Below are 23,994 nucleotides of genomic sequence, written 5' to 3' on the forward strand. Positions count from 1 at the left end.
CATCGGCAACCCCGTTCCCAGGACTCCCTTGAATCATAAATAACTCAGTCGACTCAACATGTCATCGGACAGACACTGAGGCAAAGCATGGGCGAGCAAGGTGGCCGCTTCGCTTCCCTCATGGCGACGCCGGCATTCCGGGAGCAGATCGCGGGGATCAAGGGCGGGATCGACAAAGGTGCCGATGGCGACCAGCTCGGCAGGTTCCAGATGGAAGACCCGATGCAGGAGTTTCGCAAGACGTGGGTCGATCTGAAGAACGTCTTGGCGGATATCGGGACCGTTGTGATGCCGCCGCTTCTGGTTGGCTTGAAGGGTTTCGACGCGGCACTTCAGGGAGTCCATGCGGCCTTCCAGGCGATGTTCGATCTGGTCGGAAAATGGACCAAGGACGGCAACGGGATCGCCAGCGGCAAGCCCAGCGCGCGCAACACACCAGAGACGCCCTTGCCTCTCGGAAGAGCCTACGGCGGCGCCCGCAGGCAGGATATGGCCGATGTCACCTGGGATGAGGCGACCAGTGGCGGCATGGCGACCGCGATCACAATCTGGGCGCAACAAGCGCTGACTCTAGGGGAAATCAAGTCCGCCATCGAAGGGCCGGAACTCACGACGCTACGATCATTGGACACGACCGCGACCGCGATCCTCAGTGCGATCGGTGGCGGGATCGACAAATCATCGACCGATGGCCGCATTGGTGAAATAGCCAGTAATATCAAGGCAAGCTTGGGCGACAGTGGAATCGGGGGGCGGATGGCGATCGGCAGGGATGGCGTCATGACCAGCGCCGTCGATGCAGTAGCGTCCTCTGGTGCGCAGGGTGGCACCGTCAACATGGCTGCGGCACTGATCGGAGCTGATGCTCATCAGGCGGCCCGCGCCCTCGGAAAGAAGATGACACCAGGCGAATGGTGCGCCGATTTCGTTGGGGGAATCCTCTCTCATGCTGGCATCAAACCATCGGGATCATCGGCCGCCGCGTCCTACAAGCGATGGGGGCAGCGTGTCGCGTCTCTCGCTGGCATCCGCAAGGGTGATATCCTGGTGGAAAATCATCACGTCGGGATCGCCACGGGCCTGAGGGATGCCATGGGCCGCATCGGCATGGTTTCAGGAAACCATGGTCACCACGTGGGCGCATCATGGGAATTGCCCCGCAAGATCCTCGATGTTCGCCGCGCCTCAGAAGTGACGCCCGATGAAACCGCAGCTCAGATCGGTGGCGCGAAGCCGGGCGGAGGAATCCATCACCATCACGGAAATGTGGTGGTGCATGGCGCCGGAGATCCCGAGATGATCGCGCGGCAGGTTATGAACAGGATCGACGCCCGAACGCGTAATGCCAATCACGATATTTACATCGACGTGTGAGAGGGAGCACCGTTCCCGGCCTAGAATCACAATACCCTAGGCGGTCGATTTACTGCATAAGGCGTCACCAGGGGAGGTAATCTTCTGGATCGCCGCGAAAATCAAAATTTGGCGGCGCGAAAGGCGGCACCGATTCTCGACCGCGAATGATCGTCTCAAGATCTGTCATTAGCGCCATAAGCCAAGCTTCGGCCGATGGGTGACGGTAGTTAGCGCCGATACGATCGATCGCGGCTGCTGTGACAAATTCAGGTAGCAGGCAAGTCGGGCCGAGAGACGCATAATCACCGTAGAGCTTTGTTTGAAGATCGCAGAATTTATTGATTAGGGCGTTTGGCAACCCGAGAATTTCCACAGCTAGTCGCTCACACTGTTCTGCAACATCCCTATAATAGGTCGCCTCCGATGGTTCTGGTCCAGCCAAAAGGCGGTTTGAACAGGCTCTTTTTTCCATTTCTACAAACAATTCAGTCTTAATCATTTCGGGAGTGGCATCCCATGCCCCCGCGAGGTCATCGAATCCCTTCTCCAGAATTGCTTCGTTATGGGGATCAGCCTTGATCATGTCACATCTCGCGAAGGGGTAATGTTCGCGCAAGGTGCTTGATGACGGATAGCTTGGCAATTGCGTCAGGCTTGACCAATGGTGCACGAAAAGGGTACACCCAAGGGGACCTGACGTGTCTAAAAGCTCAACGATTCTAAAGAAAAATAGAGTGCTGCGGCGAGTCCGCCCCTGGGCACCAACGATCCCACAGAAGGTTTGAGGAGCGCGGCCAATCGGCCCGCGATCTCGAACACGACGGGGGCGCCTTTCTCCCTCGGAAAGACGGTGATGTGGCTCACGAGCTCTCGGACGATGCAGAGCGCTTCCTTGTCAGCTCCGCTCGCCAGAGACGACGCCAACCGATCGATTGCCGCAAGGTAAATCTCGATGGCCTTAGGGTGCATCGCAACGACCTCGTCCGGTTCGAGGCTGGCGAGCTTTTCGGCAATTGCGCGCTTTTCATTTTCAAGCTCGTTCAGCTTCGGCCCGATCGCTGAGACGGGCAGGGTGCCGCTCGCCAAGGCATCGACAAGTCTTGCCATCTGCTTTTCCACGTCCACGAGGCGGCGCTCGACGACGGATCGCTCCTGGACGCTCTGTGCGGCCAGACGGCGACGCTCGGCGTGATATTCGCGCACCGCATCGGTGATCACCTTCGGGTGGCGCAGATAGTCGCGCAGGCCATGCACGACGGCTTCCTCAATGACGTCTAGATAAACCTTGCGCTTGTTTTTGCAGTCGCCGCTTTCCCGAACGCGCGTGCATTGAGCAACAGGACGGCCATGATCTGAGCCAGCCGAAACGATACCGCTGCCACATGCCGCGCATTTCAGCAGGCCGGAGAGCATGCGCTTCGGTCCCGGGGTCACGCGGCTGTGCGGGCCGGTGCGACGTTCGGCCTGCCTCTCGGCGACGGCCTGAAATAATTCGTCGTCCACAATGCGCAGCTGCGGCGCATCAATCCGGTGCCACTCGGCGCGATCGTTGATGCGAGGCACACGCTTGCCGGTCATCGGGTTCTTGATCTTGCCGACCCGGTTCCAGACGATCCGTCCGGCATAGACCTCGTTTGACAGCATCCCCGAGGCGCGCTTGGTGCTGCCGTTGATGGTTGAGGCGTTCCAGGCGCGGCCGCGTACCGGCTCGATCCCTTCCAGGTTGAGCTGCGCCGCGATTTCTCGCGGGGTCGATCCGTCGGCGTAGCTCTTGAAGATCTTCCGCACCACGAGGGCTTCGGGCTCAAAGATCTCGTGCTCGCCCGGCTTTCCGAGGATCGGGCGATAGCCGTAGGGGAGGCCGCCGGCGCGCATACCCTGTTTCAGCTTGCCAGCGAGGCCGCGGCGCGTCTTGTGCGCCAGGTCCGTCAGATACAGCGCCCCGACGAGACCACGAACGCCGATCGCGATGTCATCCGCTTTGCCGTCGTGCACGGCGATGAGCTGCACGCCCGCAAAGCGAAGCATCTTGTAGATGGTCGCGAGGTCCGCCATGTCGCGTGACAGGCGGTCCAGAGCCTCGACCACGACGACGCCGAATTGCTGCTTTGCGGCGCCGTCGAGAAGCTGATCGAGGCCATTAGGACCGATCGTCGAGGCGCCTGACATGGCCCGGTCGGAGAAGATGGCAATCGGTGCATATCCCTCCCTGCAGCAATAGGTGCGGCAGAGGTCGACCTGATCGTCAATCGAGCGGGCGTTTTGCAGCTCGCTCGAAAACCTGGCATAGATCGCGGCCCTTATCATCTCTCGCCTGTCGTTCTGCCAGTGCTCTGGCGTGATCCTCGCGGGCCGCCTTCCGCGCGATGGCGCGCGCCAAGCGGATGATTGCTTCGTCGGGCTCGGGGAGCAAGGTGCGCATGCTCACAGCAGCCTCTCCCCTTCTTCCTGATCGAGATCTGCGGCCGCGATCATTGCTGTGCCGCCAGATGGTTCGGCTGCTCCGGCGGCGACAGGCCGAACCCAGAGTTCGTGACGGCATGGCGAATGAGCGCATGCACCTCAGCCCTGGGATAGCCGACCGCGACGGCGCCGAGGGTCTCGAAGATAAGCGTCAGACCCTCCTCGATGTCGAAGGCTCGGCGTTCGGATGCATTCAGAAGCTCGCGGGCTGCATCGAGCGCCCGGGTCGACGCGAGCCGCAGGCATGTCGCCTGGGCCGCGGAGATCGGAGTGGCGGCCATTAAGCGGCAGCCTGGTTCGGCTGTTGGGCAGAAACCAAATCCTTTGCCGCAACCGCGGCGCAGATCTGCAGGCCGGCGACCGCGCGCACCACGCATTCGTGCAGCAACTTAGACCAGCCGCCGTCCAGGCCGGTCCTAGCGACAGCTCCCGCGGCCGTCGCCATCGCCACACACCCCGTAACGGTCTGCGGCTTCATCTCGATGAGACTGCGGCCCGCTCTTTCGAGGCGTCGTGCAATGCGGTCTGCCCGGTGTTGAGCAGCCTTTACTCCCCTTGCCTCGAGTAAGCGCTCGCGCTCGGCTTCCCACGCCCGCGAGACTTCGTCGAAAGGAGCTCGCGCAGCCTTCGAGGCCTGAAATGCGCGCGCGTGCGCTGCGACAATAATGGGATCGTCGAGCCGCTAGGCCATAATCCCGCCAACGGCCTCGATCTCCGCCTTGTAGGCAGCGTCGGCTGCTTCCCTAGCAGCATCAACGGGCGGACGTTTCGGGAGCATCTCGTCCACCTTTTCCTCGATCGAGGACGCTCGGCCGAACGCGCGACCTTCCACGCGGGCGATCCGGGCGACTCGCTTTGCCCGGGCAATCACTGCCGTGTCGGACGAGAGTGCAACTTCGCTCGCCCGACGTGCGAACTCTTCTGCGGAACTGACCGCCGGCGCCGTTGCAATAGGCCGGAAGAGAGCGCCTGCGGAAGCAGTGAGCGGAGCGTCACCAAGGTCGGCTGCGGCGAAGAAGGGCGCGTCGGCTTGGGGGTGTTCGTCCTGATAGTCGGTCACGGGAGTGTCCTTCGGGAAAGGCGCATGGAAAGGATGGGACGGCCGGTGGCGCCGGCACGGCACGTCCGAACGGGTCAGGACTGGCGGCGGAAGCGCGAACCAGCCATATTGAGGGTGGCTGAATGCCAGAGGGCCGGACGATGGAAGAGCGCGAGCGCAGAGCGGATGGGCTTGACGACGACGAGCGGGACGATCCTCGCCCGTCGCGTTCGGAGCCCGCGGCGCATGTCGGAACCTCTCCCATTTCGACGGAGGTGCGGGAGAAGCGCGTCATGGCTTCGGCCGACCGGGTCATGCGGAAGCATCGCAATACGTTCGCTGCCCTCGCGAAGTAGGCGCACGTGGTCGAACCGTTCTGGATCATCAAGGGCGACGCGATCGCGATCCACGACAGGCAGCTTGCGGAACATGGCGGGCCCCCAGGCCTGAGAGATGAGGGTTTGCTCGAAAGCGCGCTGGCTCGACCCGAGAACCTCTCCGCCTATGGTGACCCTGACCTCGCCGACCTCGCTGCGGCCTACGCCTTTGGGATCGCACGCAACCATCCGTTCATTGACGGCAACAAGCGCACGTCGTTCGGCGTGTGCCTCGTGTTCCTCGACCTCAATGGCTTTGACCTGCCGGCCGATGATGACGCGAACATCGCGACGTGGCTGGCGCTCGCGGCCGGCACCGTGAGCGAGGTCGAGCTCGCCGCTTGGTTGCGGGCGCGGATCGTACCGCTCGACTAAGGCGATGGCATTGGATTCGGAGAGCATGGCGGGCTCCATCGGGTTTCGATGGAGCTATGCTACGCATCATGCGTAGTAAGTGTCAACGCAATTTGCGTGGTTTCATGGAGCCGTTTCGAATAGACCAGTTGCAGCAGCTTGCGCCATGAGGGCTCGCCTTCGCGCCTGCTCCTCAGGATCATGCGCCTGTTGCGTCCAGTTCGCGGCTCGGATGACCGAGACAACCTCAGACGCCCATGTGATATTCGCGCCCAAGATCGGCGGTTGATTGTGACTAATAAGCACAAAGGAGTTTCGCGAGCGGCCTCTAAATACACTCCTCACTAATTTCTGACCGGTGCTCAGCCGAAGGGCGTATTCAGCTCCATCGCTGAAATCGTCAGCCGCCTGTCCTACTCGGAGGCAACCGATTAAATCGCCATGGTCGTATCGCGGTCTGAGTGTCTCTGTGGAAACTCTCAGCCAGATTGCATCATCTGCGAACGGCAACTTGCTCTGAGCTTCGTACGCGCCTTCCGGCACCAAGGATCTGGGGATAATCTCGCCCCGATCACCAATCTCACCCACCACAAGGCCGGTGTTTAGGTCGGTGCCACTTTTTACGACTCCCTCGCCCATGATTAGGAAGTGCAGGCCAACGCCGAAAGCCTTGGAGATGTTTTGCAGCATCTCTTTGCCGGGCTCCCGGTCGCCATTCTCGTATCCGAGATAGGTAGAAACCGTCCATCCGAAAGCTCGCGCGGCTTCGGAAGCGGTCTTGAAGCCTTGCGCCTGCCTAGCCCACTTTATCCGCTCGTGAATGGTTTGCATGACGCTCATCAAAAATCCCCTGTACTCGAATTACCCATCTAGCGTTGACTTCTATTACGCATAATGCGTAGTTCGGCCATGTTCGCTCATCCCGAAGCTCCGATGTCTCCCTCCGATATCATCGAGAAGATTGGCGTCACGTTCCTAGCTAGCGCTCTGGGCCATAAGAACGTGTCCACGGTGTCTAGTTGGAAATCGAGGGGATCCATTCCTGTGCAGTACTGGGGCGACGTCATCGCCGCCGCCCAAGCGAGAGATGTGCGCGGTATAACGCTTCGGGTTCTGGCACAGGCGTGCGGCGCAAAGATCGCTGAAGCAGAGCGGGTCTCATGATTGCGCTTCATTCCTGCTCATTGTCGTTGTCCCCCTCCGGCTGGACCCCGCCCGCCTCGCGCCACCCGGCGAACGCCGCCGCAACAGCCGCAAACGCCTGTTCGATCGCTTCCGCCTTGAATGGCGCCTCATCGCTCATCTCCGGGCCGACCACCGTCGCGAAGGCCTGCGCCTGCAGCAGCTCCCATAGCTCATCACCGTGCGGATGGAACTCAGTCAGGGCCTCGACCACGGCGCCCGTCACCGCGAAAAGCGCGATCCCGAGGCCGTCAAGGCGGTCCCGCAGTTCGGCCGTGGTGGTGCGCTTCGGCATCGTGTTCCCGATCTATCCTGAGGTGCAGGCGGCGTGATGAGACGTCTCAAGGCCTTCGTGTCCTCCCTCGTGTGGCCGTCGATCCTGCGACGCATGACGCTCGACGGCCAACAGCCCCGTGATTGGCCGGAGCCTTGGGGCCCTAATCCGGGCGCGGTCCAAGGCCCGTTTCGAGCGAACGGCGCAGCTCTTGGATTTCGTGCCGGAATGCCGGGTGATCGCCCAACCGCTCTCCTGACGGGAGCGCGGCCATGAGATCGCGCATCTGCCGCGCATCGGGCGCCAGGACCTGCACGACAGCCGCGATGGTTTCGCGGAAGGCATCGATCCGCGCATGCACGGGATACCAGCGTTCTGCGTCGTCGCTCACGTATTGTTCAAATCGCGTCTCGATCGGCGCGTCCTGCATCGTGTTCCTCATCGGTTCGGTTGGCACCTCCGATGGTGAAGGGCGCGGCCGGCGCCCGCAAGGTGTCGGCCGCCGTCCGCTAAGTCCCTTCGCGTCGTCGCTCGCGCTCGCCAAAGCCCGCGCCGATCCCTCACTTCGAAACCTGACCTACCCCTCCATGACACCTCTCTTCCGCGAGTATCACTCTCGCAGAGGAGCCGTCGTGAATGCGCGACAGGTTGTCAGGAAAGCTTCGTCTCGTGTGGTCCCAGGGCAAGGACATGTCTGAAGCCATCGCTTTCGAGGTCAAAACCATCTGCCGGCGTGCGGCCGAACCGATCCAGCCGGGCGAAGGCGTTAAAACGCAGCTGCGCCGTGCGTGGGAGAACCTGGGGCGGCCGCCATTCTGGCGCGTGCGCGCCGGCTGGTACGACAGCGCGGGGTCCTGGTCGGCATCGGCCGTCAAGGATTTCCAGGCCCGCTATCTCGCCATGCTGGAACGGGAGCGACGACGCGCCGTCCAGGCAAAAGCCATCGAAGCCGCCAAGGGGCATGCGGGCGAACCCGATTTCGTCCAGCTCGCACGTGCCGATTACCAGGACCTCGTTCAAAGGATCGCCGCCCTTGAAGCTGCCCTTCGCCTTTAAGCATCGCACGCGCCTTGCGGGCTGGGCGATGGAGCAGATCCGCGCCTTCGTGGCTCTGATCGCCCCATGGCTGGCCTCGCCCGGGGACCGCCCCATGAGCCGCGCCACGCTTCTCGCGGTCATTTTCGTTCTCGCTGCCGGCGTCGCCTCGATCGGCTACGGCGGCGCGCTTGCCATCCGTGAACTTTTGCCAACCCCTCGCCATGAGGTGCAGCCATGAGTTTTTCGCCTTCCGAGAACACAGCAGCCCACGACATTGACGACGGTCCCGATTGGGAGACCCTCTCGCACGCGACCCTCATGCACGTACATCAGCTCGACCGAAAAGCGCTGGGGCGAGATGCGGCAGTCGCCAAGATGGTTGGGGCCCAGGCGGCTTCTCTGGCCATCCTTCAGGGCGAGCTTGGGCCTGAGGAAACCCGCAAGATCTTGGAGGGGGAGCTTGTCGCCCTGGAGCGCCGCCGCGTGCGTGACATCGCGACCGTCAGGCAGTCGTGAGCACCGTCGTCTCGTTCCCCGGGCCGCCTGCTCCGCTTCGCGAGCTGCCTCACAACGTGGAAATGGAGCAAGCGCTCCTCGGCGCACTCCTGCTCAACAACAAGCTGCTCGACGTTGTGGCGCCTGTCATCAAGGCCGACGATCTCTTCGAGGAAATCCACCGCCGCACCTTCGAGGTCGCCGCGTCGCTCATCGGCTCAGGCCAAGTCGCGACGCCGGTGACGCTTGGGACATTTCCTGGTGATCAGGATCTCGGGAGTGGCCTGACAGTCAAACGCTACCTCGCCCGGCTGTGCGCCGAAGCCACGACGCTCTTCATGGCCAAGGATTACGCTCTCGGGATCCATGATCTCGCCATACGGCGCAAGATCATCCTGATAGCCAACGAGCTGGCAGAGCAGGCTTACGATCTACCGGTACAGGCGCGGCCCGCCCAGGTCGCCGGTGATGCCATCGCACTCTTGCACGGCCTGGTCGGCGAGGAGGGCACTCGATCGACCCGGAAAGAGCCCTTGGCCGAAGCGGGCGCAATCATCGCGCGCATCAAGCGGGTGCAGTCCGGCGAGGAGAAAAAGCGCCTGGTCAGCACCGGGTTCGACGATCTGGACAGGGCCACCACAGGCTACCAGCCTGGAGCCTTGTGGGTGCTCGCGGCCCGGCCCGGCATGGGCAAGACGACGTTCTTCGTGGCCTCCGCCAACCGGGCCGCGCGACGCGGGGCCGGCGTTCTTGGCTTCGCGCTCGAGGTTGGCAACGATCAGATCCATTCCCGGATCCTGGCGGATCTCGCCTATTCGTCCAGGGACCCGATCAGCTTCAAGAACATCATGGCGGACGAGATCACGCCCGACGAGGTGTGGCGGCTGGAGACCGCACAAGAGCGGCTCGGATCCATGCCGCTCACGATCGACGTTCCGTCGCGGCTGACACCCTCTGAGATCCGCATGCGCATCCGCACCGAAAAAGACCGGATGGCCGCCACGGGCGTCCCGCTCAACGTCGTGTTCATCGACTATCTCAAGCAGATCCAGGCGAGCGACCGGTACAGCGGAAATCGCGTCTACGAGGTCGGGGAGATCAGCTATTCGCTGAAGCAGATCGCCAAGGACGAGGGGATCTGCATCGTGCTCCTGGCCCAGCTCAACAGGGCTCTGGAGAGCCGCGAGGACAAGCGGCCGATCCTGGCCGACCTTCGCGAGAGTGGAGACCTGGAAGCGGACGCCGACGTGGTAGCCTTCCTGCATCGTGAGGCGATGTACATCCAACGTTCGCCTGCTTACCTCGACGGCGATCCCGATGCGGTGACCCGCTTCCTCGACGAGCAAAACAGGGCCGAACTGATCCTCGGGAAGAACCGGGCTGGGGAAACCCGCACGGTGTCGCTGTGGTGCGACATGGCCTGCTCGACGATGTCCGATCATGTGCGGGGCGCGGCTCAATGAGCGATCTACCTGACCCTCTTGTCTCGCCTGACGTCGATCTGCGGGGCTTCTCCGGCTTCATGCTGGACGTCGACCGGCTGCTCACCAGCGAGCTTGTAGCTCTGGGCACCCCGGAAGAATGCTGGGCCGCATTGATGCTGTGGTGCCGTGCCTGGAAGCAATCTCCACCAGCGTCGCTACCGGATGACGATCGCGTGCTCGCCGCCTTTTCAGGCGCGGGCAAGCGCTAGTCGAAAGTCAAGAAGGTTGCCCTTCGTGGTTTCGTGAAGTGCTCTGACGGCCGGCTCTACCACCCTGTTCTCGCAGCCGAAGCCAACAAGGCTTGGAAGAAGCGTCAGCAATATGGGGCGGACCAGGAACGCCTTCGGAAATGGCGCGAAGGCAGGAAAGAGGGCCGTTCGGAACCCAATCCGAAGCCGCCTCAACAGGGTGGTGAAACGCCTAATGAAACGGAGGCTGAAACGCGTTTCGAACGTGTTCGCAAACCGGAAAGACAGGGACAGGGACAGGGACATAGAAATATAGCTGCTTCGCAGCTTGGCGGCGGGGCGCGCGAAAAGCGGCTCGAACCGCACCACGACGATCCCGACGAATTCGCCAAAGTTCAGGCTGCCTGCGTCAAGGCAATCGGCGACGGCCATCCGGCCGACCCCGTCTTCGGACCGATCATGATCCTGATTGATCGTGGGATATCCGTCCGAGAGATCACGACCGTGATGCGTTCCGAGGCGGACGCTCGTCGGGCCAGAGGGCGACCGCCGATCAAGTTCTGGTCGAAGTGGGCCGAAATCGTCGTCGAGCGACTGAACGCCGCCCCGAAGGTCGCACCCGAGCGCTCCGGTGCCGGTGAGCCGCGCATCGATTTCGGCGGCGGCTGCTCGGCGGCTGAGAGCACGATAATTTCGGTTCTAGGCCGTGGCGGGTGGCTCGCCCAATGGGGAGCGAAGCCTGGTGAGGCAGGTTGCAAGGTGCCGGAGCGACTTTGGCCGAAGGCGGTCGCGGCGTGACGGGGAAGGATCTTCAATGAGCGACGCAGCCACAGACACGGCACCGGTCAAGATGCGCGGTCCTGCCCGACTGCCAGAAGAGGGCTCGCTGCGGGGCGCGATCGAAGGGTTGCTGAAGCAACGCTCTGGCGTCGAGGCTATTCAGGAACTCGAAATGATAGTGAAGCTCGGCCAGGAGGCTGCTCGCTTGGTAGAGGATTTCTATGCCAGCGGCGCTCCTGCCGGGGTTCTGCGGATCGAGATCGAAGCAGACCTTGACGGCAAAGGACGGGAAATCAAGCTGCGCGATTACGCCAGCCCCCGAGCTTCTTGATGTGCTCGCTGCGGTGCGGAAACTGTTCAAGCAGGGCTCCAAATTGGAGGGGATCAAATGGTGAGAGAAATTAGCGCATCGGCCGTGGCACAGCTGCGCATGGCGTGCCTGTCGATCGCGGGCAAGGAAGCCGGGCGCCGCGGCGCAAAGGGAGACGTCGAGAAGCGGGCCGACCAGCTGTTCCAATGGGTTCTGGGACGCTGGGAGGAAGGATGCACGGCGGCGGAGAAGGCGAGGGTCTACGAACCACCGGGCGTCACCATTGATGTCGCCGGTGTCAGTCAGGCGGTTCAACAGCCCACGGTGAGCGCGTCCGAACCACAAGGTCCGCAAGTTGGTTTCGGGCGGGCAGGTGTCCCCGATATTGAAATTCGGCAGATGCCTGGGGGCGAGTTCTCAGCGTGGTGGAAAGGTGAATTTCTTCCGCTGGGCCGGGTGCGCATCGTTCACACCGATGATCGAGGTCCTCGGCTGGTCGGAGTGACCGATGAGCCTCTGCTTCGCTATGGCCAGCCAGTGTCACTCGAAGAGGTCGGGCGCGTACCACCCGAAACGCGCAACAGATTTCCCGGCATGTTCGCGTTTGTTTGAACGAAGCAACGCGGCTGTTGGAGGCTTGTGTACGGCCGCCGCGTGATCCGGCAAAGCGGGCTGTGAACCTGCGGGAGGCTCGCGAGGGGTTCAAAACTAAGAATAAATAGCCTGAACTTTCTCAGAAATGTGCTTCACTTCATTTGCAGCCTTGCGCAGGAGACCTGTCACGTTCGTATCGCGTCCTGGTTCAAGATTGTCGAAGGCTACGGCAAATCCAACATTCATTCGATATTCGAAATCAGTGGTTGCCTGCAATTCAGCATAGTACAACTCTCAATTACCTTCATCCCAAAGGGGCTTAACGAGGGGTTTAAGGGTAATATCGACCTTGCCGGCCTTCGGAACTATAGTGCTTTGAATGTCACTAATATTCCTGAATATAGGCTTTATCTGCCCGTGTTTTCCCTGATTGCAAATTTTGTTCATAGCCCACAATTCGTAATTTCCATCCTTAAATGGATTGCATCCCCTAAATATCGAAATCACTTCTGACGGAAGATGAGAAGACGCAGATTTAATTTGGCTTTCGAGTTGCGAGGCATCTTCGGCGAATGGAAACTTAGTTTTGGTACGCTGTCCGCCCGTTTTTAGCGCGACAGCAAATCCTGTTAAGTCCAAGCCTGCTCGAAGCCCCTCAGCTATCTCTGTTAGTCTCACTCGCCAGATCTTGGGTAAATCATGGTCAAACTTAACCTTAAGCATCAAGCCGCCGTTTGTGGTTGGATCCATGACCAGCGAGGGCATATGTTCATGCATCCAATGAGTTATTTCTTGGTCAATGGCTTCCAATTTTTCCATTGATCGAACAATCCTGAGATTGGCATCTTCAAAATGATCCATCGATATAGCCACCTGAAAGTAAATTGCTTGAACACGACGCCCCGCCGACTCGGCGCCCCTAGCACGACGACTTACTTTGTACGAAATCGCCTGCCTCAACCACCATGAACAATTCAAGAGCGATTGACAGACCCGAACCGGCTGGTCGATCGCCTTGAGTTCTCGGCGGCGTACATCGGCGAGGCCGACCGCAAAGGGCACTAGTTCCGCGCAACCGTGGGGCCGATGCCGGGGGAACCGGGATGTCTCGTTCCGGCGTGGGTGTTCGAGGAGATAGCGGTGTGATCCACTATCGCGGAAGCTCACAACCGGAGAAACCATGATCAGAACAGTGCTCGCCTTGTCCCTCCTCTGCGCCACGCCTGCGATGGCGCAGAACGCGCCAGAGACCGCCCCGACTGCCGCGACCTATCAGGCCGCGCTCAAGGCCTACATGGCCTATATCGACAGCCTGCAGGGAACCACGCACACAGACGGTTGGAACCTCGACGACATGAAGGTTCCTCCGGACCAGCGGCAGATTTTACTCGACATTGGGCAGCAGGTTCATCCAAGCAACCCGCAGTGAAAGCCAGATGCGTCGGCTGCGACGCCTAAGCTCGCATGAACAATCCGGGTAGTGTCGCAGTTTGAAATCGGCGGCTCTTGACCCGGCTCGCACTGGATGCCTACCTCTGTCATGCTTAGCGGGAAGCATGGGAGGTGCATGTGAGCGTCAAAGGGGCCGTGTTTTGTACCGAGAAGAGAGAGGGTGGTGGAGAAAGTTCGTCAGATTGGGAACTGACGTACGCCCTTGCCACGGACACGCAGGAAGGAGATCTGTTCATCCTAGAAGAGTGGACGGGTTCGCCGCCTGGTAGATCAGGCCCCAGCGGCTCCCGCCGGATTATGTTGAGCAGTTTTGTGTCTCACGACACTGAGGCCAGAAAAGGCCTGTTTGGCCTCATGCGGAGGTTGATCGATTGATGCCCACCGGACGCAAGGGCCAGTCGCGAAGTCGCCCCGGCGATCACAACCGTAACGCGCAAAAGCTGGTCGTCAAAACGGCCGAGCCAGGGAACGACCATATGCAGCATGTATGGATCGTGGAGTGCAAAGTATCCGGCTGCGGCCACCGATATGGCGCGAACTCCAGCGATTTCTTCCAACGGAAATGCCCGAGATGCCAAGGCGGCAAAGCCGGTCTACCCATCGAAGGAATGCAACATGCCTAAAGGTCTGAACGGCCCCAAACGCCCCGCCGACGTCATCGGCAACGCCGTCCACGTCATGCGCCTCGCTACGGGCGAGATCGAGGAACCCGAGGCCGTGGACGACGGCAAGGACCCCGCCGCGAAGTCGCTGGGGGCTCGGGGTGGTGCGGCTCGGGCGAAGAGCATGACGCCTGAGCGTAGGGCGGAGATTGCTAAGAAGGCGGCCGAGAAGCGGTGGGGTAAGCTGTAGCAAGCAGAAATCGTACTCAGAAGAAATTTCTGCTTGCTAGTTGAGCAAGCAGGTGATCTCTTGCGCTTAGCAAGCAGGAGGTTTGCGCTATGGTTTTCAAACTCAAGCTGAACGGTTCGAAGCAAAGTAAAGGTGGCAGGGCTAGGGCTGAAGCGCTGACACCAGAGAAACGACAAGAGATCGCCCGAGCGGCCGCAGTTGCTAAGCATGCCAAAGCGCAAATGACGGCGGCGGTTGGGATGCCAAAAGCCGTTAGTCAGGGGTCTCTTCCTATCGGGGACACCACCATTGACGTGTACGTTTTAGAAGACCGAAGACGGCTGATCCACAAGCGCGGCATAGCACGCGCATTGGGCCTAAGGTCAGCTGGCGGGAACGCCTTTATGAAAACGATCTCGCGCAAAGGCTTGGGATCCGCAATCAGCCCAGAACTGCTCACCAAAATCGAAAACCCAATTGAATTCATACCGTTGAATGGGGATCCTGCGCACGGATATCCAGCCGAGGTTTTCATTGAGGTGTGCGATGCGATCATGTCAGCAGCACGCACTGGCAAGCTTGCTCAATCACAGCACTTTCTGGGGATACAAGCCGAATTCATTGTCAGATCAGCAGCTAAAATCGGCATTATCGGGCTCATTGACGAAGCTACTGGTTTCATTGCAGACAAACGTCGAGAAGAGTATCGAGATCTTTGGACACAATTCATTCGCGACGAATGCAGAGCTTATGAAGCAGAATTTCCAGAGAAGTTCTTTGATTCGATCTATCGATTGTATGGCTTAAAAAGGAAGGATCCGAAGTCATTCCGGCATCCTCAGTTCTTTGGAAAATTTATACGTAAATATGTATACGCGCCTCTCGCAAACAGCAAAGGCGCGATTTTAGAAGAGTTGGATGCAAAAAACCCCGTCGTCTACGCTAATGGCGGTCGACGATATAAAATGTTTCAGTTCCTCTCCGACGAGATTGGAATGCCGGCTGTAAAGGGTCATTTGTGGCAGGTCGTTGGTATAGCTGCATCCTCTAGCGACAAAGCAGCATATGACAGGGCATTTTATAGGGCGTTTCCGGAAGCGTTGCCTTTGGGTTCACAAGGAAATCTGCTCGACGGACTAGACGATGAAGCTTGACGCTAAGCATTAAAGTTCAAATCATGCCCGGCATGAACAAGCTCCTTCTCGCCAAGCGCGCTCAGATCCTCACGCTCCTCTGCGAAGGATCGAGCATGCGCTCGGTCGAGCGGATCACTGGTGCAAGCATCAACACTGTCTCCAAGCTCCTGGTCGACGCAGGAAAGGCCTGCGCAGCGTTCCACGACGAGCGCGTGCGAAACGTAAAGGCCAAGCGCATCCAATGCGACGAAATCTGGTCGTTCACAGCCGCGAAACAGAAGAACGTCGCTGCGATGAAGGCGCCCGTGGACGGGGCTGGCGACACTTGGACCTGGACGGCGCTCGACGCCGACACGAAGCTGATCGTCTCACACTTCGTCGGCGGCCGTGATGGCGAATGCGCTATGTGGTTCATGGACGACGTGGCCAAGCGCCTCGCCAATCGCGTCCAGATGACCACAGATGGGCACAAGGCCTACCTAGAGGCCGTTGAGGGCGCGTTCGGCTGTGACGTCGACTACGCTATGCTGGTGAAGATGTACGGAGCCGCGCCAGAAAGCGCGAAGGGCCGCTACAGCCCGGCCGACTGCACCGGCATCAAGAAGACCACGATTGAAGGCGAGCCCGATATGGCCCATGTCTCAACCAGCTACGTCGAGCGGGCGAACCTCACCATGCGGATGCACAACCGCCGGTTCACACGGCTCACGAACGCCTTCTCCAAGAAGTTCGAGAACCATGCCCACATGGTCGCGCTCTACGCGGTCTGGTACAACTTCTGCCGCATCCACAAGTCGCTGCGGGTTTCTCCGGCCATGGCGGCGGGTGTTGCCGATCGGCTTTGGAGCATGGAAGATGTGGCCGAGATGGTAGAGGCTGGGTTGCCGAAGCCGGGGAAGCGTGGGCCTTACAAGATTGGCTGACATGGAGCCATGTTGCGATGAAGATGCGCAGAATAGGCGATAGCCATACCCAGTCTGAAAGCCGATATAATCCCATCGGCAAAGATGCGGTTGAACTTACCTTTTTATCTTTTGGTGCTGGGCAGCAGCGCTCATCGGGTTTTGATCTTGAATTCGGATGGACGGATGTGGAGGCGCTTTTGAGCGCATTTGCGTCCCAGGGACATTCCGAAGCAATTCGGATCAAAAATGCTCGCGTCCTTGCGACGGCTGTCGAAGCGCTCGTTCAGAATTCAAACTGAGACACTACCACAATCCGGGAACGATTGACAGGTTCGAAGCTGGATGCAATCTATTGGATAGATGACGATTTGCGCCCGGAGCTCCACAGAGCTGCCGGGCTTTTTTGTGGGCGGAAGGGGTCTGCAACCCATGGCGACAGTCGCGGCGCATACCTCCAGCAAGGGGGCGCGCCATGCTGCGCTCGCTCTTGGGATCGAAGGCCCCACCAAGGAACGCGCCATGAAGGCGGGAACATCGTTCCAGACCGAAAGCACGTCACGGGCCGTCGTGGTCGGCGCCGATGACGCGCCACGCGTCGAGCGTGCCACCGACATGCGCATCCGCATGACGGACAACCAGTTCGAACGGCTCAAACGCCGGTGCGAGCTCTCCCGCAACGATCCCGACATGAACCGGATCCTCGCCGCCGCCGGCTTCCACTATGCCCGGCTGCACTACAATGCCGGCATGGAAGCGCTGTGCGGCTTCGACCTGAGCAAGGGTTTCACGACCGCGCGTGGCCAGATGAGCGACGCCGCGGCCGAGCGCAAGGCGCAATACCTCGACGCCTTCCGCCAGGCCGATGACATGCCGTCCGGAGCGCTGGGCTTCCACGCTCTGCCCCGCGCGATCGTGGTCCGCAAGGTCATTCTCGAAGACATGTAGCTCGCCGACGTTGGCCGGCTCATCTCCGAATGTAAGGACACCGCGACCAGCGCGGCCGTCGCCTTGCACGAGCTGAAGAACGGGCTGCGAGCCCTGGCCCGGCACTTCGGCCTCCTGGTGGATCTTGCGCCGGCCGATGTCGCCCTCTGACATCGAGCGCCTGGCGACTGAGGCGGATGTGATCAGCCGTGCCGTGTTCGGCATTCGGTCGCTCTCCCGGACCTCGCCGCATGTCTTCGCGGAGGACAAGGACGTCCTCGCGCGGCGGTTGGAGACCCGGACATCCGCTACAAGGATTCACTGGCGCAGGAGCATACGGGCGATGCCGACCGCTATTCCCTCGTGCTCGCCAACCCGCCCTGCGCGGGCGCGCTCGACTACGAGACCACGGCCAAGGACCTGCTGAAGATCGTCAAGACCAAGAAGACCGAACTGCTCTTCATGGCGCTTTTCCTCAAGCTGCTGAAGCCCGGCGGGCGCGCGGCCGTGATCGTGCCGGACGGCGTGCTGTTCGGCTCCTCCACGGCCCACAAGGCGATCCGCAGGATGTTGGTCGAGGACCACCGGCTTGACGGCATCGTCAAGCTGCCGTCCGGCGTGTTCCGCCCCTATGCGGGCGTCTCCACCGCCATCGTGTTTTTCACCAAGACCAATTCGGGCGGCACCGACTACGTCTGGTTCTACGACGGTCGCGCCGACGGGTTTTCGCTCGACGACAAGCGCACGCCCCTGCTGCCGTCGGACAAGATTGGCCCGAACCCGGGCCGGCGCGAGGGCGCGACGGTCGTCAGCCTGACGCTCGACGAGGCCGAGGCGGTGAAGAACGACCTGCCCGACATCGCGGCCCGCTGGGCGGAGCGCACGGGCTCTGAGCGGGAGCGGCCCCGCACGGCGCAGAGTTTTTGCGTGCCGAAGGCCGAGATCGTCGAAGCCGCCTACGACCTGTCGCTCAACCGCTACAAGGAGGTGGTGCATGAGGCCGCCGAGCATCGCCCGCCGAAGGAGATCATCGCGGAGTTGAAGGCGCTGGAGGCGGAGATTACGGAGGGGTTGGCGGAGTTGGTGGCGATGCTGGCATGAATATCCACGCAGCAGATGCGCTCGCAGTCACGCGAACATGCCGCTTGGGCAACCTTCTCGACTTCAGGAACGACATCGTGCATCCGAAGGACAGACCCGTCGGGCCGGTGACGTTTGTCGGGTTGGAGCACGTCGAACCAAACACAGGTCGACGTGTCGGTGAATTGACTATTGAATTGTCGAAGATGACCGGCCGTCGAGCTCGCTTCCGTAAGGGCGATATCGTCTATGGTTACCTTCGGCCTTATCTGAACAAGGTCTGGATTGCAGAATTCGATGGGATATGTTCTGTCGATCAATACGTGTTTGTAGTCAGGTCAGGAGTCGGTCGTGACTATATTTCTCATTTTTTGCGCAGTGACGAGTTCCTGAACACCGCGCCGGTTGGCCTATCACCTGGTCAACTCCCGCGCATTCGTTCCGGCGAGATCGCTGACACTCCAATTCGACTTCCCCCGCTCGACAAGCAGCGGCAGATCGCGGCGATCCTGGACAAGGCGGATGCGCTGCGCCGCAAGCGCAAACGTGCTCTCGACCTGCTCAACAGCCTCACCCAGTCGCTTTTTCTTCAAATGTTTGGCGATCCGGTCACAAACGTGAAGAAATAGCCAATTAAGACCCTATCCTCATTCGAGACCTTCTTACAAGTGGATCTCGTGGATGGGCTAAATACTACGCGGAAACTGGACGCGCATTCATTCGCATTCAGAATCTCCAAAAAGGCATTCTCTCCACACGGGATTTAGTATTTATCAATGCTCCAGATGGCGCCGAGGCGCGCCGGACAACTGTGAGAGCAGGAGATGTGTTGATCAGCATAACTGCTGATCTAGCCTGAACTATTCACGCTTGGCGATTTTGCCGGCTTCCAGCGGTGCTCTGGGCTTGCGGAACACGGCTTTCCGTCCCCTGACGATGGGGGGGGGCTGGGCGGGTTGTGTCGAGGTTCGGGGTTGCGGGGTGGGCAAAGGAGGGGCTTGAGCGCCCCGTCTGTCACGTCGCGAGACGCAGGATGCGGCCGAGGACGACGCGTAGGATCGTCTGTGCCGGAGATGTCGTGGGCAGATGCAGCCGCACCTGCGTCTTCATTTCGACCACACGAGCGGAAGGAGCCAGAGGCTCCGCCCTGCGAAGCAGGGTGGAGTGGCGAGTGGAGGGCGCGATCTTGATCAGGCGCAGGCGCAGCGTGTCGAGTTGCGCGACGCGCCACATCGATCGTTTCGGCATGGACACGCGCAGCCCTGCGTTCGCAACCCTCTCCGGCTTCGCCGGACAGGGGCCCTTGCTCTCTCCGCCCCACATGAGCCAATAGGCTCCGGCGTGAAGGAAGAGGCGGAACTGGTTGGCGGTCGCCTTGGTGCAGGAGGTGCGGTCGGCGGCCAGATGGGTCTTCCAGGATTTGATGTGGTTCTCGGCGCAACCGCGCCGACAGTAGACGTCCTGATAGAGCACTTTCGGTTTGCCACCGGACAGATTGGTGACGATGAACCGCGTGTCGGTTCCTTGATCGCCCGCCTCGACCCGCGCGATGATGTGCTCGACGCGGCTCCAACTCCCTGCTCCATCGTGGAACTCCTTGAAGCGCCGCACCTTGCCTTTGCCAGGCGCGGCGTTGAACCGCTCGGCCGTGCTGGCTTCCAGCGTTTCAATGTGTTTCCGCAAGGTGGAGCTTGGCGCCACCCCGAAGATGAAGTCGACGCCGTTCGCCCGGCACCAGTCGATGACGAGGGGGCCGCAATAATGGCTGTCGGCGCGGATCAGAATGTCCGTCATCGGCCAGTGGGCCCGGATGGCGCGCAGGAGGCGGCGCAGGTGGGCCCGAATTTCGACGCCGCTCGGCCGTTTGGCCGGACGCAGCACGGCGGCGACGAAACGGCCGTCCCCGTCGAACACGACGATGGGCTGGAACCCATAGTTGTCGTGGTGTCCGTTAAACAGCCGAAGCTGCTGGCCGCCGTGAACGGCATCGAACGTGTCGTCGAAGTCGAGCACAATCCGCTTCGGCACCTTTGCGAACGACGCGCAGTAAAGATCCACCATGGCTCGCCCCATGCGCAGCAAGGCGCGTGGGTCGGGCAGATTTTCCACCCGCGAGAGCGTCGGCTGAGAGGCGAGGTCGCGTCCGGACGGCAGCGTGCCCTGCGCCATCTTGAACACCGGATCGTGGCGCAGGGCGGCTGCGTCGTTGGCATCCTCATAGCCCGCCGCGATCATCAACATGCGGAAACGGATCATGTCGGCGAGGCCGTGCACGATGAGATCGGGGTTGCGAGGATCGTCGAGGCATCCGGCCAACCGATCCGCCACGCCGAGACGTTTCTCGACTTCCCGCAGCACAAGAACGCCAGAATCCGACGACAACGATCCGCCATCGAACCGCGCCACGATCGACGTCCGCCCAAGAGGTGACAGGCCAGGCAGCGACAACGTAGGATCATCCATGGCGGGTGTAGCTTCCTGAAATGACACGGGATCGGCTTAGACAACCAAATCCTAAATCACGTCAGTGCCTTAAGCTGCATCTGCCAACCCTAGCGTGAATTATTCGGGTTAGGTAGCTACCACCGGAGTCGCCCCAAACCTTTGATGCCGGTTTAAGGTATTTGGTCGATGGCCGATCACATCGCCAGCGCGATGTACCCGCCACGATCGCGCGGAGCGTCGAAAAAACGCCCGAAGCGTGAGCTCCGGACGCACATCCTTCGAAACCGGTTGAGCTCAGGCCGCAGCCTTCGCCTTCCTCTTCATACCGTAGCCGACAGCGCCGAGGGCCATGAGAGCGGCGCCGAACATCGGGGCTGAAGCAGGGAGGGGGACGGAGGAGACATTGAAGCTGAGGTTGTCGATGTTGGCGGAGGTTCCGCCCACGTCGAGCGTAATCTTCAGAGTATCGACCTTGGCACTATTGAGACTGGAAACCGACAAAAACGCATTCGACTTAGCGAAACCACTGGAATAAGTGTAAACCTGAGACCCACCCGCGCTGCCTGTAACAGTGTATTCCAGTCCTCCGCTGTTGGCAGAAAGATCCAATGAGGAGAATGCGAACAATCCCGAACTAGACGTAACAGTGATTGAATCTGTCGCTGGACCAAAAAGTGGACCAGCAAATATATCAGGAACCGGGTTACCAAAGTTCGTACCAACAAAGAACTGACCGTCTGTATTTGTAACGGTGAAACCGTTCTCTGTATAGCTCGTGAAAATGTCTTTGTTGTTTCCTCCAAGATTGTTGAAAGTCACTGTTGCGGCATGTGCCGCGCCTAGCATAAGCCCAAAAGCGATGCCAGTAGACAAAGCGAACTTCATTTTTTGCATTGCAATATATTTCCGCTAAAGATTTAAGCCGAACCAGAGTTAAGAGGCAACATTGCCGAAAGTCAATGCTGTAATCCTATGGTGTGCTTGGGAGGGCTAACGGATGTGCAGGATGCATGGTCTCCGCCAATCTCGTGACCTTGGTGTATTTGCTCCCTTAATGCCGAACTGCACAACCGTGTCGGCTGGTGGCCGACCGCTGCTAAATCCGCATGCTTGATCCGATCCGCGCCGATCTCGCCGCGCTTCACGCGAAAGCTGATCAACTCCACGCCCGCGTGGAACGCCTCCTCAACGTTTTCACCGAACTACTGAAATGGCAGCCCATCATGGCCATTCACGACGACATCCTCGCCGCTATCTCCGCGAACGACGCAGCCCTCGTACAAGTCGGTGCCAAGACCGATGCCTTGATCGCCGCCAAGAGCGAGAGCGATGCAGTCTTCGGTGATGTGCTGCCGCGCGTGACCGCTCAGGGCTCGGCCATCGCTGCGCTCGACAGCAAGATCGCCGGGGCATTGCCTGCCGCTCTCGTCCCGAACGACACCAGCGCCGCGTTGGCTCCCGCTGCTGAGCCCGCAGCCGCCCCTGCTGCCATCCCGGCCGCGATCGTGACGCCCACCGCGTAGGCGGGCCAGGCCGGGGGGCGAAGGCGACCCCCTAGCGGATTTGGTGGGTCCCTCTGGAGGGGTCCATCCCATGAGGGGAACGCACCACCCACCCGGTCTCTGTTTGCACAATTTTCAAACCGGATTTTATTTTTATGTCTGACCCGCAGAAGCATGGTCGGATCGCACAGCGAGCGCGGCGTAACTACCCACGCCCTTGCCACGCGAGGACATCGCTGATTCCCTTGGTGAATGAGCCGATTCGATCTGGAGCGCTTGAGCAAGGACGAGCTGATTGAACTGGTGCTTCGACTGCAGCGCCCGACGAAGACGTCGCGCACGTCGTCAAAGCCGCCTTCCACCGATCGGAAAGAGCGCCGCGAGAAGGCCAAACCTGGCGGCGCCAAGCCGGGCCATAAGGGGCATTCGCGCCGCCTGAGCGAGGACGTCGATCGGATCGTCGATCATCATCCTGATGAATGTCCATGTTGCCGGATGCCGCTGTCCAGCGATCTTCCGGCCGAGGTTGTCAGCGAGCACGACAAGGTCGAGCTTCCGGTGATCAAGCCGTTCGTGGAACGACATCGGCGTCTGACTGTGCGCTGTCCCTCGTGTGGGGCGATGGTCGTTGCGCCGGCGCCCGCGGCAGCGAAGGGCACGCCGTTCGGCCCGCGCCTCCATGCGGTCGCCACCTATTTCAAGACGTTCCAGGCGCTGTCCTACGAGCGTCTGCAAGGCGCCTTCGATCATCTGTTCGGGCTGACAATCAGCCAAGGCGGAGCCTGCAAGAGGCTCCGCTCGGCGAAGCTGAGTGGAGTTGCAGGCGGAGGGGGGCTGATGAACATGCTCCGCCGCGCACAGGGGACTTTCGTGGCCAAGCGCGACCATGCTGTTGCGATCCTGCGCCAAGCCAAGGTCGTCGCCTCGGACAAGACCGGCGTTCGCATCGAGGGAAGCAATGCCTTCCACTGGGTGTTCCGCTGCAATGAAGCCGTGGTCCATCAGGCGTCTCCAATCCGCGGCGCCGTGGTGATCCGGGACATGATGGATGGACATCGACCGGCGGTCTGGCTGTCGGATCGTTACTCCGCCCAACAAGGCCATGCGGGAGCCCAGCAAACCTGCCTCGCGCATCTAGCGCGTGATGTCGCCTACGCCGATCAAGCGGGCGAGGATTTCCTGCCGATGCGGCTCAAGCTCTGGCTCCAAGGCGCATTCACTTTGGCGGCCCGCATCGAAATGCTCGCGCCGGCGACGATCACCGCCAGACGACGCGCCTTGGAGCGTCGTCTCACCGCGATCCTGGAGACCCCGACATCCTGCGATCTGGCGCGAGATCTCCAGAACAGGTTCAGACGAGCGCGCGACCAGCTTCTCACCTTCGCCAAGTGGCCCGGATTGGTCGATCCCTCCAACAACGGCTGCGAGCGCGCGCTCAGACCATCCGTTGTCCAGCGCAAGGTGACCAATGGCTATCGCGCCATGTGGGCCGCCGCAGGCGAGGCTGATATTCGCACCGTCGTCGACACGGCTCGCATCCGGCCCGGCACCAACGCCTTCGAGATCAGTCTCCAGACCGTCAGCGCCTAACACGCTCAAAATGGACCTGGGTCATTAGTGCGCCGGGAGACCGGCAAGGAGTAATCGGTGCAAGTCCGACACGATGAAGGTGTAGCGACCCACATCGGCCCCGAGCCGTGCATCGTCGTTCGCGAGGATGGCGGTGAAGCGTCGGCAGGGGTGCACACAGGCCAGCCATTGAGCCGCGAAAGCCAGATATCCCGG

31 protein-coding genes and 1 pseudogene are annotated in these 23,994 nt (G+C 60.6%); 22 read left to right on the forward strand and 10 right to left on the reverse strand.

The features are described 5' to 3' along the window. Nucleotides 1-87 precede the first annotated feature (87 nt). Nucleotides 88-1,374, forward strand: coding sequence for a C40 family peptidase (locus M8523_RS32485; RefSeq protein ID WP_282588988.1), 1,287 nt, complete (start codon nucleotides 88-90; stop codon nucleotides 1,372-1,374). A 64-nt stretch (nucleotides 1,375-1,438) separates the two neighbouring features. Here the strand turns inward: M8523_RS32485 and M8523_RS32490 are convergent, their stop codons facing one another. The 4 genes from M8523_RS32490 to M8523_RS32505 form a co-directional block, all read right to left on the reverse strand. Continuing rightward, complete coding sequence (locus M8523_RS32490) at nucleotides 1,439-1,939, reverse strand: hypothetical protein (RefSeq protein ID WP_282588989.1); 501 nt, start codon at nucleotides 1,937-1,939, stop codon at nucleotides 1,439-1,441. Nucleotides 1,940-2,058: 119 nt separating this feature from the next. Next, nucleotides 2,059-3,663, reverse strand: coding sequence for a recombinase family protein (locus M8523_RS32495; protein WP_282588990.1), 1,605 nt, complete (start codon nucleotides 3,661-3,663; stop codon nucleotides 2,059-2,061). Nucleotides 3,664-3,827: 164 nt separating this feature from the next. Then, nucleotides 3,828-4,100 carry a hypothetical protein gene (locus M8523_RS32500; RefSeq protein ID WP_282588991.1) on the reverse strand — a complete coding sequence of 91 codons (273 nt, stop codon included), beginning with the start codon at nucleotides 4,098-4,100 and terminating at the stop codon, nucleotides 3,828-3,830. A 401-nt stretch (nucleotides 4,101-4,501) separates the two neighbouring features. Next, nucleotides 4,502-4,879: a hypothetical protein gene (locus M8523_RS32505; RefSeq protein ID WP_282588992.1), complete on the reverse strand. Its 378-nt coding sequence runs from the start codon at nucleotides 4,877-4,879 to the stop codon at nucleotides 4,502-4,504. Between the two features lie 122 nt (nucleotides 4,880-5,001). Between M8523_RS32505 and M8523_RS32510 the strand changes: the two genes are divergently transcribed. Beyond that, on the forward strand, nucleotides 5,002-5,214 hold the full coding sequence (locus tag M8523_RS32510) for a hypothetical protein (protein ID WP_282588993.1): 213 nt from the start codon (nucleotides 5,002-5,004) through the stop codon (nucleotides 5,212-5,214). A gap of 6 nt (nucleotides 5,215-5,220) precedes the next feature. Beyond that, nucleotides 5,221-5,610, forward strand: coding sequence for a type II toxin-antitoxin system death-on-curing family toxin (locus tag M8523_RS32515; protein WP_282588994.1), 390 nt, complete (start codon nucleotides 5,221-5,223; stop codon nucleotides 5,608-5,610). A gap of 102 nt (nucleotides 5,611-5,712) precedes the next feature. Here M8523_RS32515 and M8523_RS32520 read toward each other — a convergent pair whose 3' ends face one another. Then, complete coding sequence (locus tag M8523_RS32520; RefSeq protein ID WP_282588995.1) at nucleotides 5,713-6,429, reverse strand: helix-turn-helix domain-containing protein; 717 nt, start codon at nucleotides 6,427-6,429, stop codon at nucleotides 5,713-5,715. A 93-nt stretch (nucleotides 6,430-6,522) separates the two neighbouring features. On the opposite strand from M8523_RS32520, the gene M8523_RS36985 reads away from it, so the two are divergent. Beyond that, the gene (locus tag M8523_RS36985) at nucleotides 6,523-6,753 is read left to right on the forward strand and encodes a carph-isopro domain-containing protein (RefSeq protein ID WP_428351821.1); all 231 of its coding nucleotides are present in this window, start codon (nucleotides 6,523-6,525) and stop codon (nucleotides 6,751-6,753) included. Nucleotides 6,754-6,760: 7 nt separating this feature from the next. On the opposite strand, the gene M8523_RS32525 is transcribed toward M8523_RS36985, so the two are convergent. Both M8523_RS32525 and M8523_RS32530 read right to left on the reverse strand, forming a co-directional pair. Continuing rightward, complete coding sequence (locus M8523_RS32525) at nucleotides 6,761-7,066, reverse strand: hypothetical protein (protein ID WP_282588996.1); 306 nt, start codon at nucleotides 7,064-7,066, stop codon at nucleotides 6,761-6,763. Between the two features lie 142 nt (nucleotides 7,067-7,208). After that, nucleotides 7,209-7,475, reverse strand: a complete 267-nt coding sequence (locus M8523_RS32530; RefSeq protein ID WP_282588997.1) for a hypothetical protein — start codon at nucleotides 7,473-7,475, stop codon at nucleotides 7,209-7,211. Nucleotides 7,476-7,681: 206 nt separating this feature from the next. On the opposite strand from M8523_RS32530, the gene M8523_RS32535 reads away from it, so the two are divergent. From M8523_RS32535 to M8523_RS32570, 8 genes are read left to right on the forward strand one after another with little or no spacing between them, the layout of a single operon-like run. After that, entirely contained in the window at nucleotides 7,682-8,101 is a 420-nt protein-coding gene (locus M8523_RS32535; RefSeq protein ID WP_282588998.1) for a hypothetical protein, read from the forward strand. Further along, on the forward strand, nucleotides 8,079-8,321 hold the full coding sequence (locus M8523_RS32540; protein ID WP_282588999.1) for a hypothetical protein: 243 nt from the start codon (nucleotides 8,079-8,081) through the stop codon (nucleotides 8,319-8,321). Before M8523_RS32535 ends, M8523_RS32540 begins: the two co-directional genes overlap by 23 nt. Next, a complete protein-coding gene (locus M8523_RS32545; RefSeq protein WP_282589000.1) occupies nucleotides 8,318-8,599 on the forward strand; it encodes a hypothetical protein in 282 nt (93 codons plus the stop codon). Before M8523_RS32540 ends, M8523_RS32545 begins: the two co-directional genes overlap by 4 nt. Nucleotides 8,600-8,655: 56 nt before the next feature. Continuing rightward, on the forward strand, nucleotides 8,656-10,041 hold the full coding sequence (locus tag M8523_RS32550) for a replicative DNA helicase (protein WP_282589017.1): 1,386 nt from the start codon (nucleotides 8,656-8,658) through the stop codon (nucleotides 10,039-10,041). After that, the gene (locus M8523_RS32555; protein ID WP_282589001.1) at nucleotides 10,038-10,271 is read left to right on the forward strand and encodes a hypothetical protein; all 234 of its coding nucleotides are present in this window, start codon (nucleotides 10,038-10,040) and stop codon (nucleotides 10,269-10,271) included. The genes M8523_RS32550 and M8523_RS32555 overlap by 4 nt, the downstream gene beginning before the upstream one ends. Nucleotides 10,272-10,304: 33 nt before the next feature. Beyond that, nucleotides 10,305-11,048, forward strand: a complete 744-nt coding sequence (locus M8523_RS32560) for a hypothetical protein (RefSeq protein ID WP_282589002.1) — start codon at nucleotides 10,305-10,307, stop codon at nucleotides 11,046-11,048. Nucleotides 11,049-11,064: 16 nt separating this feature from the next. Continuing rightward, on the forward strand, nucleotides 11,065-11,361 hold the full coding sequence (locus tag M8523_RS32565) for a hypothetical protein (RefSeq protein ID WP_282589003.1): 297 nt from the start codon (nucleotides 11,065-11,067) through the stop codon (nucleotides 11,359-11,361). 57 nt (nucleotides 11,362-11,418) lie between these two features. Continuing rightward, the gene (locus M8523_RS32570; protein ID WP_282589004.1) at nucleotides 11,419-11,952 is read left to right on the forward strand and encodes a hypothetical protein; all 534 of its coding nucleotides are present in this window, start codon (nucleotides 11,419-11,421) and stop codon (nucleotides 11,950-11,952) included. A gap of 276 nt (nucleotides 11,953-12,228) precedes the next feature. Here M8523_RS32570 and M8523_RS32575 read toward each other — a convergent pair whose 3' ends face one another. After that, nucleotides 12,229-12,795, reverse strand: coding sequence for a hypothetical protein (locus M8523_RS32575; RefSeq protein WP_282589005.1), 567 nt, complete (start codon nucleotides 12,793-12,795; stop codon nucleotides 12,229-12,231). 319 nt (nucleotides 12,796-13,114) lie between these two features. Here M8523_RS32575 and M8523_RS32580 point away from each other — a divergent pair, with 319 nt between their 5' ends. From M8523_RS32580 to M8523_RS32615, 8 genes and pseudogenes are all read left to right on the forward strand, one after another. Next, nucleotides 13,115-13,363 (forward strand): hypothetical protein, encoded by a 249-nt coding sequence (locus M8523_RS32580; RefSeq protein ID WP_282589006.1) that lies wholly within the window; start codon nucleotides 13,115-13,117, stop codon nucleotides 13,361-13,363. 638 nt (nucleotides 13,364-14,001) lie between these two features. Continuing rightward, nucleotides 14,002-14,238, forward strand: a complete 237-nt coding sequence (locus M8523_RS32585; RefSeq protein WP_282589007.1) for an RNA-binding protein — start codon at nucleotides 14,002-14,004, stop codon at nucleotides 14,236-14,238. Between the two features lie 89 nt (nucleotides 14,239-14,327). Next, complete coding sequence (locus tag M8523_RS32590; RefSeq protein WP_282589008.1) at nucleotides 14,328-15,371, forward strand: P63C domain-containing protein; 1,044 nt, start codon at nucleotides 14,328-14,330, stop codon at nucleotides 15,369-15,371. A 32-nt stretch (nucleotides 15,372-15,403) separates the two neighbouring features. Then, the gene (locus tag M8523_RS32595; protein ID WP_282589009.1) at nucleotides 15,404-16,276 is read left to right on the forward strand and encodes an IS1 family transposase; all 873 of its coding nucleotides are present in this window, start codon (nucleotides 15,404-15,406) and stop codon (nucleotides 16,274-16,276) included. Between the two features lie 17 nt (nucleotides 16,277-16,293). Continuing rightward, complete coding sequence (locus M8523_RS32600) at nucleotides 16,294-16,557, forward strand: hypothetical protein (protein ID WP_282589010.1); 264 nt, start codon at nucleotides 16,294-16,296, stop codon at nucleotides 16,555-16,557. 130 nt (nucleotides 16,558-16,687) lie between these two features. Beyond that, nucleotides 16,688-17,203 carry a hypothetical protein gene (locus M8523_RS32605; protein ID WP_282589011.1) on the forward strand — a complete coding sequence of 172 codons (516 nt, stop codon included), beginning with the start codon at nucleotides 16,688-16,690 and terminating at the stop codon, nucleotides 17,201-17,203. Nucleotides 17,204-17,470: 267 nt separating this feature from the next. Next, nucleotides 17,471-18,283, forward strand: a pseudogene (locus M8523_RS32610) (HsdM family class I SAM-dependent methyltransferase); the annotation flags it as partial. Continuing rightward, on the forward strand, nucleotides 18,280-18,891 hold the full coding sequence (locus M8523_RS32615; RefSeq protein ID WP_282589012.1) for a restriction endonuclease subunit S: 612 nt from the start codon (nucleotides 18,280-18,282) through the stop codon (nucleotides 18,889-18,891). The pseudogene M8523_RS32610 and the gene M8523_RS32615, both read left to right, overlap by 4 nt. A 385-nt stretch (nucleotides 18,892-19,276) precedes the next feature. On the opposite strand, the gene M8523_RS32620 is transcribed toward M8523_RS32615, so the two are convergent. Together M8523_RS32620 and M8523_RS32625 are read right to left on the reverse strand one after the other, a co-directional pair. Continuing rightward, a complete protein-coding gene (locus M8523_RS32620) occupies nucleotides 19,277-20,725 on the reverse strand; it encodes an IS1380 family transposase (protein ID WP_282589013.1) in 1,449 nt (482 codons plus the stop codon). Between the two features lie 276 nt (nucleotides 20,726-21,001). After that, complete coding sequence (locus tag M8523_RS32625; protein WP_282589014.1) at nucleotides 21,002-21,601, reverse strand: hypothetical protein; 600 nt, start codon at nucleotides 21,599-21,601, stop codon at nucleotides 21,002-21,004. 212 nt (nucleotides 21,602-21,813) lie between these two features. Here M8523_RS32625 and M8523_RS32630 point away from each other — a divergent pair, with 212 nt between their 5' ends. Together M8523_RS32630 and M8523_RS32635 are read left to right on the forward strand one after the other, a co-directional pair. Beyond that, the gene (locus tag M8523_RS32630) at nucleotides 21,814-22,230 is read left to right on the forward strand and encodes a hypothetical protein (RefSeq protein ID WP_282589015.1); all 417 of its coding nucleotides are present in this window, start codon (nucleotides 21,814-21,816) and stop codon (nucleotides 22,228-22,230) included. Between the two features lie 231 nt (nucleotides 22,231-22,461). Continuing rightward, entirely contained in the window at nucleotides 22,462-23,799 is a 1,338-nt protein-coding gene (locus tag M8523_RS32635) for an IS66 family transposase (protein ID WP_282589016.1), read from the forward strand. The last annotated feature ends 195 nt before the right edge of the window (nucleotides 23,800-23,994 follow it).

It is taken from the genome of Lichenifustis flavocetrariae (assembly GCF_026130545.1).
In the GTDB taxonomy this organism is placed as follows: Bacteria; Pseudomonadota; Alphaproteobacteria; order Rhizobiales; family Beijerinckiaceae; genus Lichenihabitans; species Lichenihabitans flavocetrariae.

Coding starts and splice junctions, on each gene's coding strand:
- M8523_RS32585 (WP_282589007.1), top strand. CDS start 14,002: ATGCCTAAAGGTCTGAACGGCCCCAAACGCCCCGCCGACGTCATCGGC.
- M8523_RS32630 (WP_282589015.1), top strand. CDS start 21,814: ATGCTTGATCCGATCCGCGCCGATCTCGCCGCGCTTCACGCGAAAGCT.
- M8523_RS32545 (WP_282589000.1), top strand. CDS start 8,318: ATGAGTTTTTCGCCTTCCGAGAACACAGCAGCCCACGACATTGACGAC.
- M8523_RS32485 (WP_282588988.1), top strand. CDS start 88: ATGGGCGAGCAAGGTGGCCGCTTCGCTTCCCTCATGGCGACGCCGGCA.
- M8523_RS32575 (WP_282589005.1), bottom strand. CDS start 12,795: ATGGATCATTTTGAAGATGCCAATCTCAGGATTGTTCGATCAATGGAA.
- M8523_RS32490 (WP_282588989.1), bottom strand. CDS start 1,939: ATGATCAAGGCTGATCCCCATAACGAAGCAATTCTGGAGAAGGGATTC.
- M8523_RS32535 (WP_282588998.1), top strand. CDS start 7,682: ATGCGCGACAGGTTGTCAGGAAAGCTTCGTCTCGTGTGGTCCCAGGGC.
- M8523_RS36985 (WP_428351821.1), top strand. CDS start 6,523: ATGTCTCCCTCCGATATCATCGAGAAGATTGGCGTCACGTTCCTAGCT.
- M8523_RS32595 (WP_282589009.1), top strand. CDS start 15,404: ATGAACAAGCTCCTTCTCGCCAAGCGCGCTCAGATCCTCACGCTCCTC.
- M8523_RS32510 (WP_282588993.1), top strand. CDS start 5,002: ATGCCAGAGGGCCGGACGATGGAAGAGCGCGAGCGCAGAGCGGATGGG.
- M8523_RS32570 (WP_282589004.1), top strand. CDS start 11,419: ATGGTGAGAGAAATTAGCGCATCGGCCGTGGCACAGCTGCGCATGGCG.
- M8523_RS32625 (WP_282589014.1), bottom strand. CDS start 21,601: ATGCAAAAAATGAAGTTCGCTTTGTCTACTGGCATCGCTTTTGGGCTT.
- M8523_RS32600 (WP_282589010.1), top strand. CDS start 16,294: ATGAAGATGCGCAGAATAGGCGATAGCCATACCCAGTCTGAAAGCCGA.
- M8523_RS32635 (WP_282589016.1), top strand. CDS start 22,462: ATGAGCCGATTCGATCTGGAGCGCTTGAGCAAGGACGAGCTGATTGAA.
- M8523_RS32590 (WP_282589008.1), top strand. CDS start 14,328: ATGGTTTTCAAACTCAAGCTGAACGGTTCGAAGCAAAGTAAAGGTGGC.
- M8523_RS32620 (WP_282589013.1), bottom strand. CDS start 20,725: ATGGATGATCCTACGTTGTCGCTGCCTGGCCTGTCACCTCTTGGGCGG.
- M8523_RS32555 (WP_282589001.1), top strand. CDS start 10,038: ATGAGCGATCTACCTGACCCTCTTGTCTCGCCTGACGTCGATCTGCGG.
- M8523_RS32580 (WP_282589006.1), top strand. CDS start 13,115: ATGATCAGAACAGTGCTCGCCTTGTCCCTCCTCTGCGCCACGCCTGCG.
- M8523_RS32495 (WP_282588990.1), bottom strand. CDS start 3,663: ATGATAAGGGCCGCGATCTATGCCAGGTTTTCGAGCGAGCTGCAAAAC.
- M8523_RS32525 (WP_282588996.1), bottom strand. CDS start 7,066: ATGCCGAAGCGCACCACCACGGCCGAACTGCGGGACCGCCTTGACGGC.
- M8523_RS32615 (WP_282589012.1), top strand. CDS start 18,280: ATGAATATCCACGCAGCAGATGCGCTCGCAGTCACGCGAACATGCCGC.
- M8523_RS32565 (WP_282589003.1), top strand. CDS start 11,065: ATGAGCGACGCAGCCACAGACACGGCACCGGTCAAGATGCGCGGTCCT.
- M8523_RS32500 (WP_282588991.1), bottom strand. CDS start 4,100: ATGGCCGCCACTCCGATCTCCGCGGCCCAGGCGACATGCCTGCGGCTC.
- M8523_RS32605 (WP_282589011.1), top strand. CDS start 16,688: ATGGCGACAGTCGCGGCGCATACCTCCAGCAAGGGGGCGCGCCATGCT.
- M8523_RS32530 (WP_282588997.1), bottom strand. CDS start 7,475: ATGCAGGACGCGCCGATCGAGACGCGATTTGAACAATACGTGAGCGAC.
- M8523_RS32520 (WP_282588995.1), bottom strand. CDS start 6,429: ATGAGCGTCATGCAAACCATTCACGAGCGGATAAAGTGGGCTAGGCAG.